Genomic DNA, 16,203 nt, shown 5'->3' with positions numbered 1-16,203 from the left:
AGACCGTTTGCCCATGTCTATTTCATCGTCCCGCCGTCCGTTGTTGCGTCTGTTTTTAGCCGGTCTCTGTGCCTGCCTGCTGAGCCCGTTGGCCAGCGCCGATCCCGCCAAACGCCTGCGCATCGGCATCACCCTGCACCCGTATTACAGCTATGTGGCGAACATCGTCGGCGACAAAGCCGAAGTGGTGCCGCTGATTCCGGCCGGTTTCAACCCGCACGCCTACGAGCCGCGCGCCGAGGACATCAAGCGCATCAGCGGGCTGGACGTGATCGTGCTCAACGGTGTCGGCCATGATGATTTTGCCGACCGGATGATCGCCGCCAGCGAAACGCCGAGCGTCAAAACCATCGAAGCCAACGAAAACGTGCCGCTCTTGGCCGCCACCGGGGTCGCCGCGCGCGGGGCCGGCAAAGTGGTCAACCCGCACACGTTCTTGTCGATCAGCGCCTCGATCGCCCAGGTCAACAACATCGCCCGCGAACTGGGCAAACTCGACCCGGACAACGCCAAAACCTACACGCAGAACGCCCGCGCCTATGGCAAACGCCTGCGGCAGATGCGCGCCGACGCCTTGGCCAAGCTGACCGAGGCGCCGAACGCCGAGCTGCGCGTCGCCACCGTCCATGCCGCTTACGACTATCTGTTGCGTGAGTTCGGTCTGGAAGTGACGGCAGTGGTTGAGCCGGCGCACGGCATCGAGCCGAGCCCGAGCCAGTTGAAGAAGACCATCGATCAACTGCGCGAACTGGACGTGAAAGTGATCTTCTCGGAGATGGATTTCCCGTCGAGTTACGTCGATACCATTCAGCGTGAATCCGGGGTGAAGCTGTACCCGCTGTCGCACATCTCCTACGGCGAATACACCGCCGACAAGTACGAAAAGGAAATGACCGGCAACCTCAACACCGTGGTGCGGGCGATTCAGGAGTCGGGGGCATGACTTCAAAAGAAACCCTCTCTCCCGAAAACACCGAATCCCCTGTAGGAGTGAGCCTGCTCGCGATGGGGCCAGGTCAACCAGCATCATTGTTGGATGACACTCCGCTATCGCGAGCAGGCTCACTCCTACAGGTTTCGGGGCCGACTTTGGATTTTGCGGAGGTTTGTCTGACGCTGGGGCGGACGACGATCCTCGACAAGGTCAGTTTTCAGGTGTTGCCCGGCAACGTACACGCATTGGTCGGCCCCAACGGTGGCGGCAAGAGTTCGTTGATCAAAACCCTGCTCGGGCAGATGCCGCATCAGGGCCAGCTCAGCCTGCAATGGCCCGGCGAGCCCGGCACCATCGGTTATGTGCCGCAAGCGCTGGAATTCGATCGCGGGTTGCCGATGACCGTCGACGATTTCATGGCCGCGATGTGCCAGCGTCGCCCGGCGTTTCTCGGTTTGAGCAAACACTACGCCGGCGCCATCGGCGATGCGCTGGAACGCGTCGGCATGCAGGACAAGCGCAAGCGGCGCATGGGCGCGCTGTCCGGCGGTGAGCGGCAGCGGGTTTTGCTCGCACAGGGTTTGATTCCGGCGCCGCAATTGCTGGTGCTCGATGAGCCGATGTCGGCTCTCGACGAAGCTGGGATTCAGGTGTTCGAACGCCTGCTCGGCGATTGGCGCGCGGCTGGCATCACGGTGTTGTGGATCGAGCATGATCTGGAAGCCGTCGGCCGTCTGGCCGATCGCGTCACCGGCCTCAATCGTCGCGTGCTGTTCGACGCCACACCTCGCGAGGCGTTGACCCCGGAGCGTCTGCTAACACTGTTTTCGACCCATCCACGGAGCGCGAGCTGATGAGTTACGAAGCCTTTCGTTTGATGGTTCAAGGCTGGGCCTCGTCCGGTTATCTGCCGGAAGCGCTGGCCTACGGTTTTGTCGTCAATGCGCTGCTCGCCGGCCTGCTGATCGGCCCGGTGCTCGGCGGCCTCGGCACGCTGGTGGTGGTCAAGCGCTTCGCGTTTTTCTCCGAAGCAGTCGGTCACGCCGCGCTGACCGGCGTGGCCATTGGCATTCTGCTTGGCGAACCCTACACCGGGCCATACGGCAGTCTGTTCGGTTACTGCCTGTTGTTCGGCATCCTGCTCAATTACCTGCGCAACCGCACCGGTCTGGCGCCGGATACCTTGATCGGCGTGTTCCTCTCGGTGTCGCTGGCCTTGGGTGCGAGCCTGCTGCTGATTCTCGCCGGCAAGATCAACGTGCACATTCTGGAGAACGTGCTGTTCGGTTCGGTGTTGACCGTCAACGGCAATGACCTGGCGGTGCTGGCCATCGTCGGCTCGCTGGTCATGGCGTTGGCACTGCCGCTGTACAACCGCATCATGCTGGCCAGTTTCAACCCGCAACTGGCGGCGGTGCGCGGCGTCGCGGTGAAGACCCTGGACTATCTGTTTGTGATTCTGGTGACCTTGATCACTGTGGCGGCGGTAAAGGTCATTGGTGCGATTCTGGTCGGTGCGCTGCTGGTGATTCCGGCCGCTGCGGCACGCTTGCTCAGCCAGTCGCTCAAGGGCTTTTTCTGGTGTTCAGTGTTGATCGCTACTGTGAGCACCTTGTGCGGGATTCTCGCGCCAATCGTTTTCGATCTGCCGATTCCGTCCGGCGCCGCGATCATTCTGGTTGCCGGCATCGCCTTCGCCCTCGCCGCCATAGCGCGCGGCGTCGTCCCGAGTCTGAAAGGGAATCTTGGATAAATGACTTTTTCAATGCGCAAACTGACCTTGGCCATGGCCCTGTGTGGCGTGGTCAGCACTCCGTTGTTCGCCGCCGAAAGCACCAAGCCGCTGCACGTGCTGGCCTCGTTGCCGATCACTTACGGCTTGGGCGAAGTGTTGCTCAAAGGCACTGACGTCAAGCTCGAACGCGCGGCGCCGGCGAATCTGCCGGGCAGTCGCCAGACCGCTTATTTCACCGGACGCGGCGCGCCGGCGCTGAGCAAACTGGCGACCGACGCCGACGCGGTGATCGGCGTGCGCTCGCTGTGGGCCGATGATCCGCTGTACCCGATTTCTCGGCGCAGCAATATCCGTATCGTTGAAGTCGACGCCGCGCGCCCGGTGGACGGCGCCCTGCCCGGCATCGCTGTGCAGCCGGATCTGAAGGTGGACGGTTTGAACAGTCAGCCGTGGCTGGCGAGCAACAACATGGGGCGCATGGCCGACGTGATGGCGGCGGATCTGGTGCGTCTGGCACCGAGCGCCAAGCCTGCAATCGAGGCGAATCTGGCGGCGTTGAAACAGCGTTTGCTCAAACTCAGTGCCGACAGCGAGGCGAAGTTGGCCAGCGCGGATAATCTGAGTGTGATGAGTTTGAGTGATCACTTTGGCTATTTGATTGGCAGCCTCAATCTGGAGTTGGTCGGCCAGGATCCACGGCCGGATGCGGAATGGACGGCTGAGGATCTGCAGAAACTGACGGCGACACTCAAGGACAATGATGTGGCGGTGGTGCTGCATCATCGCCAGCCTTCGGAGGCGGTGAAAGCGGCGGTGGCGGCCTCGGGGAGTCGGTTGGTGGTGTTGAGTACCGATGCGGCGGATCCGGTGGCGGAGCTGGAGGGGAATGTAGATTTGGTGCTTAAGGGGTTGAGCGGGGTTTAATTCAGTTCGACCGCGTTATCGTTCTTCGCGAGCAAGCCCGCTCCCACATTTGGAATGCATTCCCCTGTGGGAGCGGGCTTGCTCGCGAAGAGGCCTGACCTGACAACACATTCTCAAGACATGAAAAAACCCGCTAACCGTCACCGGTTCAGCGGGTTTGTTTTTGCCTGATGACTTACTGCGCCGCGACCTGCGCTTCCATCTTCTGACGCAAGCTCAGCGGACGCATGTCGGTCCAGACTTCTTCGATGTAGGCCAGGCATTCCTTTTTCAGGCCGCTCTTGCCCACGGTGCGCCAGCCTTCCGGCACGGCCTTGTAGTCCGGCCAGATCGAGTACTGCTCTTCGTGGTTGACCACGACCTGAAAGAGGATGTCCTCGCGGTCGAATACTGACGTCATGCTGGTTCTCCATCGTTGTAAGGGTGGGCTGCACAACGGGTGCAGCCGGGTATAAAGAAAGAACGTTCGGCGCGGCGAAAAATTTACACAGCGGTGGTGGCAGCGGCCAACGCGCGGCCGAAGATTTCGGCAACACGGTCGATCTCCGCCGCAGTAATCACCAGCGGCGGCAGGAAACGCACCACCGCGCCATGCCGACCGCCCAGCTCCAGAATCAAACCGCGCTTGAGGCATTCACGCTGCACCAGCGGCGCCAATCGCGCGAAGGCCGGCGGATGGCCGAGCGCATCCGCCGCACCGTTCGGGTCGACCAGTTCAACCCCGAGCATCAGACCGCGACCGCGAATATCGCCGAGTTGCGGGAAGTCGCGCTGCAAAATGCGCAGATGCTCGCTCAAGCGTTCGCCCATGGCGGCGGCATGTTCGCAAACCTTGTGTTCGACCAGATAACGCATCACCGCCGACCCGGCGGCCATCGCCATTTGATTGCCACGGAACGTGCCGGCGTGCGCGCCCGGCTGCCAAGTGTCGAGCCAGTCGCGATAGACCACCACCGCCAGCGGCAGGCTGCCGCCGATGGCTTTGGACAGCACCACCACGTCTGGCACGATGCCAGCGTGTTCGAAGGCAAACATCTTGCCGGTGCGGGCGAATCCGCTTTGAATCTCGTCGACGATCAATGCGACGCCGGCCTTCTCGGTGATCCGGCGCAAACCGCGCAGCCACTCGATGTCGGCCGGAATCACTCCGCCCTCGCCCTGCACTGCTTCGACAATCACCGCTGCGGGCAGTTGCACGCCGGCTTCGGGGTCGTTGAGCAGGTTGTCCAGATAACTCAAATTGGCCTTCACACCCGCCGCGCCACCAAGGCCAAACGGGCAACGGTAGTCGTACGGGAACGGCATGAACTGCACGCCGTTACTGAGCAATGCGCCCAACGGTTTCTTCGGCCCCAAACTGCCCATCAGGCTCAACGCGCCCTGGCTCATGCCGTGATAACCGCCGGAAAACGACAGCACGGTGCTGCGTCCGGTGGCCGTGCGCACCAGCTTCAAAGCCGCTTCCACGGCATCAGTACCGGTTGGGCCGCAGAACTGGATTTTCGCTTCTGCTGCCAAAGCCGCTGGCAGCAAAGCAAACAGATCCTGAACAAATTGATCCTTGACCGGCGTGGTCAGGTCCAGCGTGTGCAACGGCAATTCATCGGCCAGCACTTGCTGGATCGCTTCGATCACCACCGGGTGGTTATGCCCCAATGCAAGCGTACCGGCACCGGCCAGGCAATCGATGAACGTGCGCCCTTCAACGTCTTCGACGTACAAACCTTTGGCGCGTTTGAGCGCCAGCGGAATGCGCCGCGGATAGCTGCGGGCATTGGATTCCTGTTGCGCCTGACGCGCGAGCAACGGCGACTCGTTGAACTGGTACAGCGTTTCCGCCGGCACCGAGGTGACCCGGGCCGACGACTCTTCAATAAGGCTGGTGGCGACTGACATCTCTCGACCCTCAATACGCTATGGATAGTGACCAAAACAGCACACCGGGCAGGTGCGCGTTCCGGTCGCGGGGCGCACTTGCAGGTTTTCCTGTTCTGGAAACGCTTCAGCGTGTCGAGGATTTAGACCCTTGATCGAGTTGTCAGCTGGAGTCTGCCAACGGCTTGCTCATGGGCTGTGTCTGCAGGTCTTTGTCGTTAAGGGCTGGCGCCGATTCGCGGTAGCCCAGGTGGTGATAAAACGGCTCACCGGTGCGGGTGCTGTTGAGTTGAATGTGGATCGCCCCGCGAATGCGTAGCCAGCCTTCGAGATCGGTCATCAGCGCTCTGCCTGCACCGCGTCGAAAGCACTCCGGTTGCACGTAACAGAAGGTGATATCGCCATTCGCTGTGGCCATGCCGACGCCGATCGGTTTGTCGTCGAGCAGGGCGATGTTGAGGTAGAGCTGCGGGTTGGCGAGCCAGGCGCTGAAGTCTTCAGTTGACTGCCGGGAAATCCATTCGCTGACCCGTCGGGGATCGTTGCGATGATCGAGTGCGCAACCGATGCGGATAGAACGTTCGATGATGCGGCTGATGATGCCGGCGTCAGCCAGAGTGGCGGGACGAATGCAGATGGGGGCTTCCATGGCGCAGTTTCCTCAATCCATTGAGATAAAGCTGGGGCTGACCTTAACCCTCACACCAACGGATAGCGACCGCCAAGAAGTTACATTTAATGTGCCTAACACGGATCCCCTGTGGGAGCGGGCTTGCTCGCGAAAGCGCTGGGTCAGGCAACATTGCATTGACTGGTACACCGCTTTCGCGAGCAAGCCCGCTCCCACATGGGGACGTCGTTGGGATTAGATCGGTTGCAGCGGCATGCTCAGTTCGACGCGCAACCCATCCGCGCGGCTGTCGAAATGCAGGGCGCAATCGCAGCGCTGGACGATCGCCTGAACAATCGCCAGACCGAGGCCGCAACCAGTGCTCTGGCCGTTGCGCCAGAAGCGTTGAGTCAGATGCTGCAAATCGTCCGGCGCAATACCCGGCCCATGGTCGCGTACGACAAAATTCACGCGATTGCCGGTGGTTTCCATGCTCACCTCCACCGCGCAATCTTCCGGTGTATGGCGCAGCGCGTTGTCGAGCAGATTGCGCAACGCGGCAATCGCTAACACCGCCGGCATTTGCAACGGCGCCTCCGACAGTTGGGCAGGCAGTTGCAGTTTGATCCGCAGCCGCTCGCCGCCGGTGGCATCCTGAATCGCCAACCGCGCCACTTGCTCGGCACTGCACTGAGAGCCGTCGTCGAACGACAAACTGCCCTCGACCCGCGCCAGCAACAACAATTGCTCTAGGGTTCGATGCAATCGGTCAGCGCCCTCCTCGGCCCGCGCCAGTGACTGATCGCGAGCGCTGCCCTCGGTCATGCGCGCGACTTGCAGGTGAGTCTTGATAGCCGTCAGCGGACTGCGCAGTTCATGGGCGGCGTCACCGGTCAGACGGCGTTCGCGCTCGATGGTTTTGCCGATGCGCTGGAACAACTGATTCTGCGTATCCAGCAGCGGTTTCAATTCGCTGGGAAACGCCTGCAATTGCAACGGTTCGAGCGAGTCGGCATTACGCCGCATCAACGCTTCGCGCAGTCGATTGAGTGGCGCCAACCCTTGGCCGATGCCCAGCCACAACAGGCACAAGCAGCCCAGCAATGCCACGCCAACGGGCACCGAAGCGGCGAGCAGAATCGACATGTTCAAAGCCTCACGCTCGATCTGCCGATCCGCCGTGGTGATGCGCACATCGCCGCGCGCGAGGGTGAAACTGCGCCACGGCGCGCCATCGATCATCTGATCGTGGAAACCCATTTTCTCGGCTTCCAGCGCTTGTTCAGGATTGTTGTGGCTGCGGGCAAGAATTTCCCCGCGCAACGAACTGACCTGACACGCCATGCCGCCGGGAATGTTCAGTTGTTCCGCGCTGAAGTGAGTGCCCTCGCCTTTGCTTGGCAGTGTCGGCAATTGCTCCAGCAACCCGGCGACCATGCGCGCCGACGCCACCAGACGCTGGTCGAGGGAAAACATCATCTGGTTGCGCAGGTCGCTGAGCATCCAGGCCGCGGCCAGCGCCCAGATCAGCGCGAACGCGGCGCCGAGGGTCAGGCTCAGGCGCAGTCGCAGACTCATCACTTGCCTTGATCTCCGCCATCCGCCGGGCCGAGGCGATAGCCCAGACCGCGCACGGTTTCGACGATGCCTTTGCCGAGTTTGCTGCGCAGGTGGTGGATGTGCACGTTGAGCGCGTTGCTTTCCAACTCGTCGTTGAAACCGTAGACGCTGTCTTTCAGTTGCTCGGTGGAGAGCACCCGGCCGCGATTGTGCAGCAGGGCTTGCAACAATGATTGTTCGCGTCGCGACAAATCCACCGGCTGCCCGGCGAGCATGGTTTCGCGGCTGCTCGGGTCGTAGGTCAATGCGCCGTGCTCGATCAGATTGACGCTGCGACCGGCGACGCGGCGCAACAGGGTTTGCAGACGCGCGAACAGTTCGCGCAGATCAAAGGGCTTGAGCAGGTAATCGTCGGCGCCGGCCTGCAAACCGTCGACGCGGTCTGTGACCGAATCGCGCGCGGTCAGAATCAGCACCGGAATTTCCAGGCCACTCTGCCGCAATTGTTGCAGCAACTTGAGGCCATCTTCGTCGGGCAGGCCGAGATCGAGCACCATCACGTCAAATTCCGCGACCTTGAGCATCGCCCGCGCCTTCGACGCGGTGTTGACGTGCTCAACGGTCAGCCCCTGAGCCGTGAGACCGGCAACGATCCCGCTGGCGATCAGCTCGTCGTCTTCGCAAAGCAGTACGTGCATGGGAGCTCCGTGAGCAAAAAAGGCGATTCGAACAGAGAAAGATTAAGTGGCAATTATGGCAAGTGATTTCGCTGACGAGAAGAGGAGAAGCAACGGGGCTCCGCGAGTCCTGTTAAACAGCTTCTGTTAAATATCCACCTTATCGAGGCACACTCAAATATTAGATGATAGAAATAAACAGAACAACATGCCCTTCTCACATTTACCCGTTAGTGCATTACTGTCTACACCACAGGAATAATCCTGCTCACAACTTAAACACGAAATAATTATGCCCAAACTAAAAAACTTCGTTGCCGTCGACTGGCGCGCAGGAAAAGACAAAATCTACTTCTTCTTTAAAGACCCCGAGACGTACTCTCGATTCGATATTGATGATAACCGCGTCATTGACGGCCACCCCACTACCGTCCGATACCAAAACTGGCATGACTTCCATATCCACGTTGAAAATTTGCGTTTCGGTTTCACCACCACAGGTTTCAAAAACGCAGAATATCTGGCGTTTGACTCCGATATCTTGTGGTTATTCTACTATGACCGCGAGCAACCTATGGTCTGCAAATACGATCAGGATCTCGACAAAGTTAATAGCTTCATGCCCCTCTCAAAATCTCCCTGGTTCAAATTGGAACCCTTCTTCGATCGAATTGTTGCTGGTACTTGGCGAGAACGAGCACACCAGCCTCGGGAATTTGAGTTCTTGCTCAATGATGGTACCTGCCTGCTTCTGAATCTCACGAATGACGTAAACACACTGCGCCTTCTCCCTATCGACGCTCTCTACCCCGCGCTGACCCACTTTAAAGACAGGATCATAACCGCCGTGCAAAACGACCGGTCACTGGCAGAGAGTCATTACTATGTTTTTCTGACGGGAAACCAGTACCTCAGGTTCAACCTTTGGACGCGTGAATTGCTCGCAGGTCCGATTGACATCAATGATGGAAACTGGCCAGGGCTATTACGCGATTGAAGCGTTTCATCGAAGCGCGTGTCGGGCGAGCGAATTTCCGGTGAGGTTAATCATCCGCCAGGCCGTGCCCAAAAAAGTTAAACCCGCAACACACCCCATTACTTTTAATAAAATTTTCAATGTGAGTTTTAACATGAGCAAAAACTTTGTAGCGGTTGACTGGCGCTCCGGCCCCGACCGTATTTACTTCTTTTTCAAAGACCATAACTACTATAAACGCTTCGACCTTGGAGACAATAAAGTCCCCCCCGGCTATCCCGCCAGTGTTACCGATCATTGGCATGGTTTCGACAAGACTGCCGAATGTTTGTACTTCGGCTTCACCACCACTGCCCCCAGCTGGGACGGAGGTAACGATACCCTCTGGCTATTCTATGAGGAAGACGATGCACCTTACGTCTGCGAGTTCAACCAGAAAACCGACAAAGTCCGCTCAAAAAAACCTATCGAACAATCCATATGGGCAGTATTGCAACCTTACTTCTACAACATAGTGGGTGTCATGTGGGCCGAAAGTTCGGCCGACAAGGAAGTTTATTGGCTCCTAATGAATGACGGCAACTATTTAGTCTATGACCTGTATTCCAAAGCATTCGAAATACGTCCCCTGAAAAACTCTCCATGGGCAGAATTGGAACAATACAAATACCGTATGATGACTGCAGTAACAAACGACTATCCGACCTTCGATAGATATTTTTACGTCTTCCTGGATGACAATCAGTATCTGAAATATGAACAAAGCTCGAAAAAAATAACGGGGCCCCATGCTGTTTCCGACGTCTCCTGGCCCGGGCTGATAAAGAACTGAAGTCTCCTGTAAGCTTCTGTGCGCTGGCGTCGGACTCCTCATCCGTAATCAATGGGGATGGCGGTTAATCATCGGTTAATCGCCACCGCCCATTGTTCACCCCACTTGCACAGGGACAAGGCTCCTCCATGCGTCATTTTTTTCTATTGTTTGCACTATTGATCTCCGGTTTAGCCCAGGCAGGGAATAATCCTTTCGATTCAAAACCGGAATTTTTGCCGGTCGACAAAGCGTTCGTACTCACCTCCGAACGCCTGGAATCCGGTGAAACCCAGTTGTTCTGGCAGATCACCGACGGCTACTACCTGTATCAGAAACGCCTGAAATTCGATGGGCTGACCGCCGAACAACAACCAGCGCTGCCAACAGGTGAATCCCACAGCGATGAGTTTTTCGGTGAGCAACCGGTTTACCGCCAAGGCCTGGAGGTGAAAATCCCGGCCTCGGCCAGCGGCCAGATCAAAGTCAGCTATCAGGGCTGCGCGGATGCCGGTCTGTGCTATCCACCGCAAACCCGCGTGATTGATCTGGGGGGCAAAGCCGCCGTCGCTGCCAGTTCCGAAGCGCCGGATCAAGCCTTGGCCAGCAGCCTGCAACAACGGGCGCTGGGCTGGAGTTTGCTGGTGTTCTTCGGCCTTGGTCTGTTGCTGGCCTTCACCCCTTGCACGTTGCCGATGTTGCCAATTCTGGCGGGCATGGTCGTCGGCAGCGGCGCCACTCCGCGTCGTGGTTTTGCGCTGGCCGGCAGTTATGTGATTTGCATGGCGCTGGTGTATGCCGCGATGGGCGTGATTGCCGCGCTGCTCGGCGCCAATCTGCAAGCGTGGCTGCAAAATCCTTGGTTGCTCGGCACCTTTGCCGCGATCTTCGTGGTGCTGGCATTGCCGATGTTCGGCTTCTTTGAACTGCAATTGCCGGTGGCCCTGCGTGATCGCCTCGAACACGCTTCGCGCAGCCGCAGCGGTGGCAGCCTGATCGGTGCCGGTGTGCTCGGCGCGTTGTCCGGTTTGCTGGTCGGCCCGTGCATGACCGCGCCGCTGGCCGGTGCGCTGCTGTATATCGCGCAGAGTGGCAATGCGCTGCACGGTGGCTTGATTCTGTTCTCGCTGGGCATCGGCATCGGTGTGCCGCTGTTGCTGCTGGTCACGGTTGGTAATCGCTTCCTGCCGAAACCGGGTGCGTGGATGAACCTGCTCAAAGGCGTGTTCGGTTTCCTCTTTCTTGCTACCGCTTTGCTGATGCTGCGTCCGGTGCTGGATCCGTCGTTGTGGCTGGGCCTGTGCGGTGCGCTGCTGTTGATCGCCGCTTACAGCGCCTGGAAACAATCCGAAGGCTTTGGCCGAGTTGCGCAGATATTCGGCGCCGCTGCACTTCTGTTGGGTTTGTGGGGCAGTTTGCTGGTGATCGGCGCGGCGGGTGGCAGTGATGATCCGTATCAGCCGCTGCAGGTTTACAGTGCCGGTCGCACCGCAAGCGCCGCACCGAATGGTCATGAGGCGTTCACCACCATCAAGGATCCTGTCGCTTTGCAAAGCGAACTGGATGCTGCGAAAGCCAAGGGCCAGTGGGTGCTGCTCGATTACTACGCCGATTGGTGCGTGTCGTGCAAAGTCATGGAGAAACAGGTGTTCGGCAAAGACAAGGTGATGCAGGCGCTGAGTGATGCGCGTCTGCTCAGGCTCGATGTCACCGCCGACAACGCTGCCAGCCGCGAACTGCTCAGTCGTTACAAAGTGCCGGGGCCACCGAGTTTCGTCTGGATCGGCACTGACGGCGAAGAACGCCGCAGCCAGCGCATCACCGGCGAAGTCGATGCCGACACTTTCCTGCAACGCTGGGCCACCACCCGGGACACCAATTAATGCTGACTTTCACCCTCGGCACTTTTGCCATCGCGCTTAACCACCTGCTGCTGATCAGTGCTTTGGCGCTGGCGACGTTTGTCGGCTGGCGGGTGGCCAAGCGCGGCGGTGATAACCCCGAGTCGGCGCTGTTCAGTCTGTTTCTGCTGGGCATGTTGGCCGCGCGCATCGCGTTTGTGCTGATGTACTGGTCGCACTACCGTAATGACCCGTGGCAAATCATCGACCTGCGCGATGGTGGGTTTCTGGCCTGGCCGGGGGTGATCGTTTTGCTGTTGGCAGCGCTGTATCGCGGCTGGCGTCGTCCGGGCTTGCGTCGACCGTTGGGTTTTGGCGTAGCCAGTGGTGTGGTGTTCTGGCTGTTGGCGACGCTGTCGCTGAACATTTACGAACAGGGCACGCGCCTGCCGGACATTGCCCTGCGCAATGCCGCCGGGGAGACGGTCAAACTCAGCGATTATCAGGGTGGCCCGCTGGTGATCAACCTCTGGGCGACCTGGTGCCCGCCGTGCCGACGGGAAATGCCGGTGCTGGAAAACGCTCAGCAACAACGTCCCGACCTGACCTTCCTGTTCGTCAATCAGGCCGAAAGCATGCAAAGCGTCGCGACGTTTCTCGAAACCCAAGGCCTGAGTTTGAACAACGTGTTGTTCGATCGCGGCGGCCGACTCGGTCAAGCCGTGGGCTCCATGGCTTTGCCGACTACGCTGTTCTATAGCCCTGATGGCCGCCTGCTGGGCAGCCACTTGGGCGAGTTGTCCAATGCCAGCCTGGCGCGCGCACTGGAAAACTTCGACACCGCGCCTTCAAGTCCCAATCCGGCCGCAGCGACGGTCAACTCTGCAAGGAAACTGCCATGCCCCGCCTCCGCCACCTGCTGACGCTGACTCTGGGCACTGCCCTGTTGCACCTGCCGTCCGTGCAGGCCGCTGAAGAACTGCCGGCCGCGATCAAACAGATTGAAGCCAAAGGCGCGAAAATCGTCGGCCAGTTCGATGCTCCCGACGGCTTGCGCGGCTATGCAGCGCAATACCAGAATCGCGGCATGGCGCTGTACCTGACCGCGGATGGCAAACACGTCATTCTCGGCAATATGTACGACGCCGACGGCAAGGACTTGAGCAGCGAACCGTTGCAGAAACTGGTCTACGCGCCAATGGCCAAGGAAGTCTGGGCCAAGTTCGAAGCGAGCAACTGGATTCAGGACGGCAACAAAGATGCACCGCGCACCGTGTACCTGTTCAGCGACCCGAACTGCCCGTACTGCAACATGTTCTGGGAACAGGCGCGGCCTTGGGTGAAGTCCGGCAAGGTGCAATTGCGCCACATCATGGTCGGCATCATCCGCGAAGACAGCCCGGGCAAATCCGCTGCACTGCTGGCCGCAAAAGACCCGGCCAAAGCCCTGGAAGATCACGAAAAGGCTGGCAAGGGCAGCTCGCTCAAGGCCTTGAAAGATATTCCGGCAGCGGTGCAAACCAAACTGGCAGCGAACATGCAGTTGATGGAAGACCTGGACTTGCAGGCCACCCCGGCGATTTTCTACATGGATGCCAAGGGCGAGCTGCAACAGCAACAAGGCGCGCCTTCACCGGACAAGTTGGCGCAGATTCTTGGGCCTAAGTAATGAGAAAAGCCCGCTCTAAGTAGCGCGGGCTTTTTTTGGCTTAAAGGATCAACCACACATTGTGAAAAAGTCCAGAAAGCTATAGTCCTGCGCCACAACTTGCATGCTCTTGATTCGAGATTGGTCAGGGGCGACGAAATCGATCAATTGATGCAGATCGCCTCCTTCGTTTATCCCGTGATATTCACCCGTTCCCAAAATATCACCATTGATATCGAAATACGTTACGACACCTTTATGGTGCAGATGGGCCCATGTGAACGAAATCCGCTCGTAATCCGCCTGAAAATCAAACTGAATGCGTTGGGGTGGCGTTGTCATGCTCGAGTTAATGCACATGCCAAAAGAAAGTTGTTCAATGAACCCGACGGTGGTGTAGCCATAACGCATGATGCCTGCTGATCCTGCGCCCTCAAGCAACTTGATCGACATGGTGGGTAAGTTGAATGTGTAATCGTCAGCGACACTGACGAGTTTCACCTGCTGATCATCAAAATTTTCCACATGAACATAGCGCTGCTTCTGCACTGTCACTCGAGTGATGGGTGAAGGTCGCTCGATGCCATCGCGCTCAACCGTGTAGCTCACTTCGACAGTTTTACCCTCATTGGCGGCCACTGCCGATGCGCTTACGGCAACTTCAACAGTCCCTTCAGCATTACCATGAACAGTTGCCAGCTCAGGCGTACCGTCTCCCGGAGTGCCGCGCCAAAACGGCTTGATCTTGTCAGTCAAACGCATGCCGTCGTACTTGATAACGATGGTCACTTTTTCCGAGACCAGTTCCGGGTTCAGCACACCGTTCAACGTCTGTTCGACGGCAGGTGCCAGCAAATCGGTATCTGATTTCAGCAAAAGGTTGGTCCAGCGTGGCAATTCATGAGCGGTATCAATGTTCGTACCTTTGTCGTACGTAACAAACGTCTTCAGCGTCAAAGCCGATTTATCGTCGAGTCCACTCAACCAGCTTCGATCAATGGTCAATTCCAGACCGTTGCTGACCTCCTCGGAGGTCACTTGCCGCGCCGTGACCAATTCCAGCGTTTCATGGGTAGGATAATTGCGCTGCCCGACAACGCTGATCCAAATATGCTGCCCAAGTGCGATGAAACACCAAGGGGCAAGCTGAACACGCGCATTGCCTGAGAACCTGCGCATGTCCAGAAATACAGTACCTTCAATCATGACGACATCGGGTAACCGCGGTTCCGGCAAATCGGCGGGGGGAATGTGTTCTACGGTCAGATCGAGTTTGTGAGAAAGCATCACGTCCCCGCCCGAACTTGCCTCATACCAAACCTGCACGGTTTTACCGACAGATAGACCAACGAGCGACGCTGAAATAAACACCTCTGCGGGAAGTGAAGCGCCCTTCGACTGGGTGGTAAATTCCTCGATATGGCCGGGCCGTGCCCAAAAGAGCCGGACAGTATGTGCGGTACTGAGCCCCGGAAAATCAATTCGTACAGTTGTACCGCTCAACGCCTTGCCAGGGGACAAAGTCGAGTTGTACGACGCATCTACTACCAATGGAACCGGAAGTTCAGGATCATTTGCTGATTGATTTGACATGACGACTCTCCTGTCGGCGATCACACGATTCAGCCCACACCGGGCGAAGCCATTTGATGCCTGTTCGAGAGAGCCGCGCTACTGTCAGAGTTGACAGTAGCGCGGGATGCAGAAAGGTGGTTCAGGCGATGGAACGGTTCTGTTCAGACAAAAAGGCAAACAACACCTCCGTCACAAACTGCGCATTCTCCAGATTGGAGATATGCCCCGCTTCCGGCACCAGCGCCCACGGGCAGCCAATCAACTCGGCCATTTCCTTTGCCTCTGACGGTGGCCGTGGTTTGTCCTGATCGCCGCACAGCACCAGCGTGCTGGCAGCGTCCAATTCGCCCAGACGCGGCAACAAATCTTCGCGGCCAAAAGTGATGCGCCCCATCGGCACGATGCTTTCGCGCAGGCGATCTGCGCTGTACGCCGCCAGTTTCGCGCGGAATGCCTGATACAGCGGCGACTGCGGATCGATGCCCGGGCGGAAGAAGATCGGTACGACGATGTCGAGCAGTTGCTCGGAGATTTCGCCGGTGTCTTCGATTTGCTTGAACAGCGAGAAATAATATTGGCGGGTAGGTTCCGGTTCGACGCCGAGGTAGGTGTCCATCAGCACCAGCCCGTTGATCCGCTGCGGTGCCGCCAGCGCGAGACGTGCGCCCCACATTCCGCCGACCGACAATCCGACGAGAGTGACCTGATCGATCTGTAGATGATCGAGCAAGGCCTGCGCCTGGCGGGCGATGTCGTCCAGTGAGGCGGTGCCTTCCGGTAGCCGGCCTGACTCGCCGTGGCCCCACAGATCGAGGGCGATCACCCGGTAGTGTGGCAACAACGCGGCGATCTGCGGCGCCCACATGGCCTGATCCCACAGATAGCTGCCGGCGAGCAATACCGCCGGGCCGGTGCCTTGATCAATGTAATGCAGCGCTTGTCCGTCAACCGTAAAGAAGGGCATCGATTCACCTGCGCGGTAAAAAACAGAACCGGCAGACTGAGCTGCCGGTTGGTTGTCGTCAATCGGGGAAATG

General features: G+C 58.5%; 16 protein-coding genes. 9 read left to right on the top strand and 7 right to left on the bottom strand.

Features of this window, described 5'->3' with window-relative positions; translation table 11 throughout:
- Positions 1 to 13: 13 nt before the first annotated feature.
- Genes ACZZ0D_RS05600 through ACZZ0D_RS05585 form a run of 4 tightly spaced genes read left to right on the top strand, consistent with a single transcriptional unit; the run spans position 14 to position 3,593 of the window.
- Positions 14 to 943 (top strand): metal ABC transporter substrate-binding protein, encoded by a 930-nt coding sequence (locus ACZZ0D_RS05600; RefSeq protein ID WP_463552637.1) that lies wholly within the window; start codon positions 14 to 16, stop codon positions 941 to 943.
- Positions 940 to 1,788, top strand: coding sequence for a metal ABC transporter ATP-binding protein (locus ACZZ0D_RS05595; RefSeq protein WP_463552636.1), 849 nt, complete (start codon positions 940 to 942; stop codon positions 1,786 to 1,788). Before ACZZ0D_RS05600 ends, ACZZ0D_RS05595 begins: the two co-directional genes overlap by 4 nt.
- Complete coding sequence (locus ACZZ0D_RS05590) at positions 1,788 to 2,687, top strand: metal ABC transporter permease (protein WP_007917717.1); 900 nt, start codon at positions 1,788 to 1,790, stop codon at positions 2,685 to 2,687. Before ACZZ0D_RS05595 ends, ACZZ0D_RS05590 begins: the two co-directional genes overlap by 1 nt.
- Positions 2,688 to 3,593 carry a metal ABC transporter substrate-binding protein gene (locus ACZZ0D_RS05585; RefSeq protein WP_463552635.1) on the top strand — a complete coding sequence of 302 codons (906 nt, stop codon included), beginning with the start codon at positions 2,688 to 2,690 and terminating at the stop codon, positions 3,591 to 3,593.
- 175 nt (positions 3,594 to 3,768) lie between these two features.
- Here the strand turns inward: ACZZ0D_RS05585 and ACZZ0D_RS05580 are convergent, their stop codons facing one another.
- The 5 genes from ACZZ0D_RS05580 to ACZZ0D_RS05560 all read right to left on the bottom strand — a co-directional run bounded on the left by ACZZ0D_RS05580 (position 3,769) and on the right by ACZZ0D_RS05560 (position 8,336).
- Complete coding sequence (locus tag ACZZ0D_RS05580) at positions 3,769 to 3,993, bottom strand: MbtH family protein (protein WP_053122206.1); 225 nt, start codon at positions 3,991 to 3,993, stop codon at positions 3,769 to 3,771.
- A gap of 83 nt (positions 3,994 to 4,076) precedes the next feature.
- The gene (locus ACZZ0D_RS05575; RefSeq protein WP_400648365.1) at positions 4,077 to 5,489 is read right to left on the bottom strand and encodes an aspartate aminotransferase family protein; all 1,413 of its coding nucleotides are present in this window, start codon (positions 5,487 to 5,489) and stop codon (positions 4,077 to 4,079) included.
- A 142-nt stretch (positions 5,490 to 5,631) separates the two neighbouring features.
- Positions 5,632 to 6,117, bottom strand: a complete 486-nt coding sequence (locus ACZZ0D_RS05570) for a GNAT family N-acetyltransferase (protein ID WP_463552634.1) — start codon at positions 6,115 to 6,117, stop codon at positions 5,632 to 5,634.
- Between the two features lie 216 nt (positions 6,118 to 6,333).
- Complete coding sequence (locus ACZZ0D_RS05565; protein ID WP_463552633.1) at positions 6,334 to 7,656, bottom strand: ATP-binding protein; 1,323 nt, start codon at positions 7,654 to 7,656, stop codon at positions 6,334 to 6,336.
- The gene (locus ACZZ0D_RS05560) at positions 7,656 to 8,336 is read right to left on the bottom strand and encodes a response regulator (protein ID WP_463552632.1); all 681 of its coding nucleotides are present in this window, start codon (positions 8,334 to 8,336) and stop codon (positions 7,656 to 7,658) included. The genes ACZZ0D_RS05565 and ACZZ0D_RS05560 overlap by 1 nt, the downstream gene beginning before the upstream one ends.
- 271 nt (positions 8,337 to 8,607) lie before the next feature.
- Here ACZZ0D_RS05560 and ACZZ0D_RS05555 point away from each other — a divergent pair, with 271 nt between their 5' ends.
- From ACZZ0D_RS05555 to dsbG, 5 genes are all read left to right on the top strand, one after another.
- Positions 8,608 to 9,312 (top strand): C2 domain-containing protein, encoded by a 705-nt coding sequence (locus tag ACZZ0D_RS05555; RefSeq protein ID WP_463552631.1) that lies wholly within the window; start codon positions 8,608 to 8,610, stop codon positions 9,310 to 9,312.
- Positions 9,281 to 10,123: a hypothetical protein gene (locus tag ACZZ0D_RS05550; protein ID WP_463552630.1), complete on the top strand. Its 843-nt coding sequence runs from the start codon at positions 9,281 to 9,283 to the stop codon at positions 10,121 to 10,123. Before ACZZ0D_RS05555 ends, ACZZ0D_RS05550 begins: the two co-directional genes overlap by 32 nt.
- Positions 10,124 to 10,251: 128 nt before the next feature.
- Positions 10,252 to 11,985: a protein-disulfide reductase DsbD gene (gene dsbD, locus ACZZ0D_RS05545; RefSeq protein ID WP_463552629.1), complete on the top strand. Its 1,734-nt coding sequence runs from the start codon at positions 10,252 to 10,254 to the stop codon at positions 11,983 to 11,985.
- Positions 11,985 to 12,866, top strand: a complete 882-nt coding sequence (locus ACZZ0D_RS05540) for a TlpA disulfide reductase family protein (RefSeq protein WP_053122220.1) — start codon at positions 11,985 to 11,987, stop codon at positions 12,864 to 12,866. Before dsbD ends, ACZZ0D_RS05540 begins: the two co-directional genes overlap by 1 nt.
- Positions 12,842 to 13,612, top strand: a complete 771-nt coding sequence (gene dsbG, locus ACZZ0D_RS05535) for a thiol:disulfide interchange protein DsbG (RefSeq protein ID WP_053122222.1) — start codon at positions 12,842 to 12,844, stop codon at positions 13,610 to 13,612. Before ACZZ0D_RS05540 ends, dsbG begins: the two co-directional genes overlap by 25 nt.
- 48 nt (positions 13,613 to 13,660) lie before the next feature.
- Here dsbG and ACZZ0D_RS05530 read toward each other — a convergent pair whose 3' ends face one another.
- On the bottom strand, positions 13,661 to 15,184 hold the full coding sequence (locus ACZZ0D_RS05530) for a hypothetical protein (protein WP_463552628.1): 1,524 nt from the start codon (positions 15,182 to 15,184) through the stop codon (positions 13,661 to 13,663).
- 121 nt (positions 15,185 to 15,305) lie between these two features.
- Entirely contained in the window at positions 15,306 to 16,130 is an 825-nt protein-coding gene (locus tag ACZZ0D_RS05525; RefSeq protein ID WP_463552627.1) for an alpha/beta fold hydrolase, read from the bottom strand.
- Positions 16,131 to 16,203: the final 73 nt, after the last annotated feature.

The sequence above is a fragment of the Pseudomonas sp. AC193 genome, assembly GCF_979258075.1.
Note: the sequence above shows the minus strand (reverse complement) of the source record. Positions and strands in the feature narration are given on the sequence as shown.

Bases quoted from the DNA above. Each gene is read 5' to 3' on its own strand.
- ACZZ0D_RS05600 (WP_463552637.1), top strand. From the start codon at position 14: ATGTCTATTTCATCGTCCCGCCGTCCGTTGTTGCGTCTGTTTTTAGCC.
- ACZZ0D_RS05575 (WP_400648365.1), bottom strand. From the start codon at position 5,489: ATGTCAGTCGCCACCAGCCTTATTGAAGAGTCGTCGGCCCGGGTCACC.
- ACZZ0D_RS05590 (WP_007917717.1), top strand. From the start codon at position 1,788: ATGAGTTACGAAGCCTTTCGTTTGATGGTTCAAGGCTGGGCCTCGTCC.
- ACZZ0D_RS05570 (WP_463552634.1), bottom strand. From the start codon at position 6,117: ATGGAAGCCCCCATCTGCATTCGTCCCGCCACTCTGGCTGACGCCGGC.
- ACZZ0D_RS05565 (WP_463552633.1), bottom strand. From the start codon at position 7,656: ATGAGTCTGCGACTGCGCCTGAGCCTGACCCTCGGCGCCGCGTTCGCG.
- ACZZ0D_RS05555 (WP_463552631.1), top strand. From the start codon at position 8,608: ATGCCCAAACTAAAAAACTTCGTTGCCGTCGACTGGCGCGCAGGAAAA.
- ACZZ0D_RS05525 (WP_463552627.1), bottom strand. From the start codon at position 16,130: ATGCCCTTCTTTACGGTTGACGGACAAGCGCTGCATTACATTGATCAA.
- ACZZ0D_RS05530 (WP_463552628.1), bottom strand. From the start codon at position 15,184: ATGTCAAATCAATCAGCAAATGATCCTGAACTTCCGGTTCCATTGGTA.
- ACZZ0D_RS05540 (WP_053122220.1), top strand. From the start codon at position 11,985: ATGCTGACTTTCACCCTCGGCACTTTTGCCATCGCGCTTAACCACCTG.
- ACZZ0D_RS05595 (WP_463552636.1), top strand. From the start codon at position 940: ATGACTTCAAAAGAAACCCTCTCTCCCGAAAACACCGAATCCCCTGTA.
- ACZZ0D_RS05580 (WP_053122206.1), bottom strand. From the start codon at position 3,993: ATGACGTCAGTATTCGACCGCGAGGACATCCTCTTTCAGGTCGTGGTC.
- dsbG (WP_053122222.1), top strand. From the start codon at position 12,842: ATGCCCCGCCTCCGCCACCTGCTGACGCTGACTCTGGGCACTGCCCTG.
- dsbD (WP_463552629.1), top strand. From the start codon at position 10,252: ATGCGTCATTTTTTTCTATTGTTTGCACTATTGATCTCCGGTTTAGCC.
- ACZZ0D_RS05550 (WP_463552630.1), top strand. From the start codon at position 9,281: ATGGAAACTGGCCAGGGCTATTACGCGATTGAAGCGTTTCATCGAAGC.
- ACZZ0D_RS05560 (WP_463552632.1), bottom strand. From the start codon at position 8,336: ATGCACGTACTGCTTTGCGAAGACGACGAGCTGATCGCCAGCGGGATC.
- ACZZ0D_RS05585 (WP_463552635.1), top strand. From the start codon at position 2,688: ATGACTTTTTCAATGCGCAAACTGACCTTGGCCATGGCCCTGTGTGGC.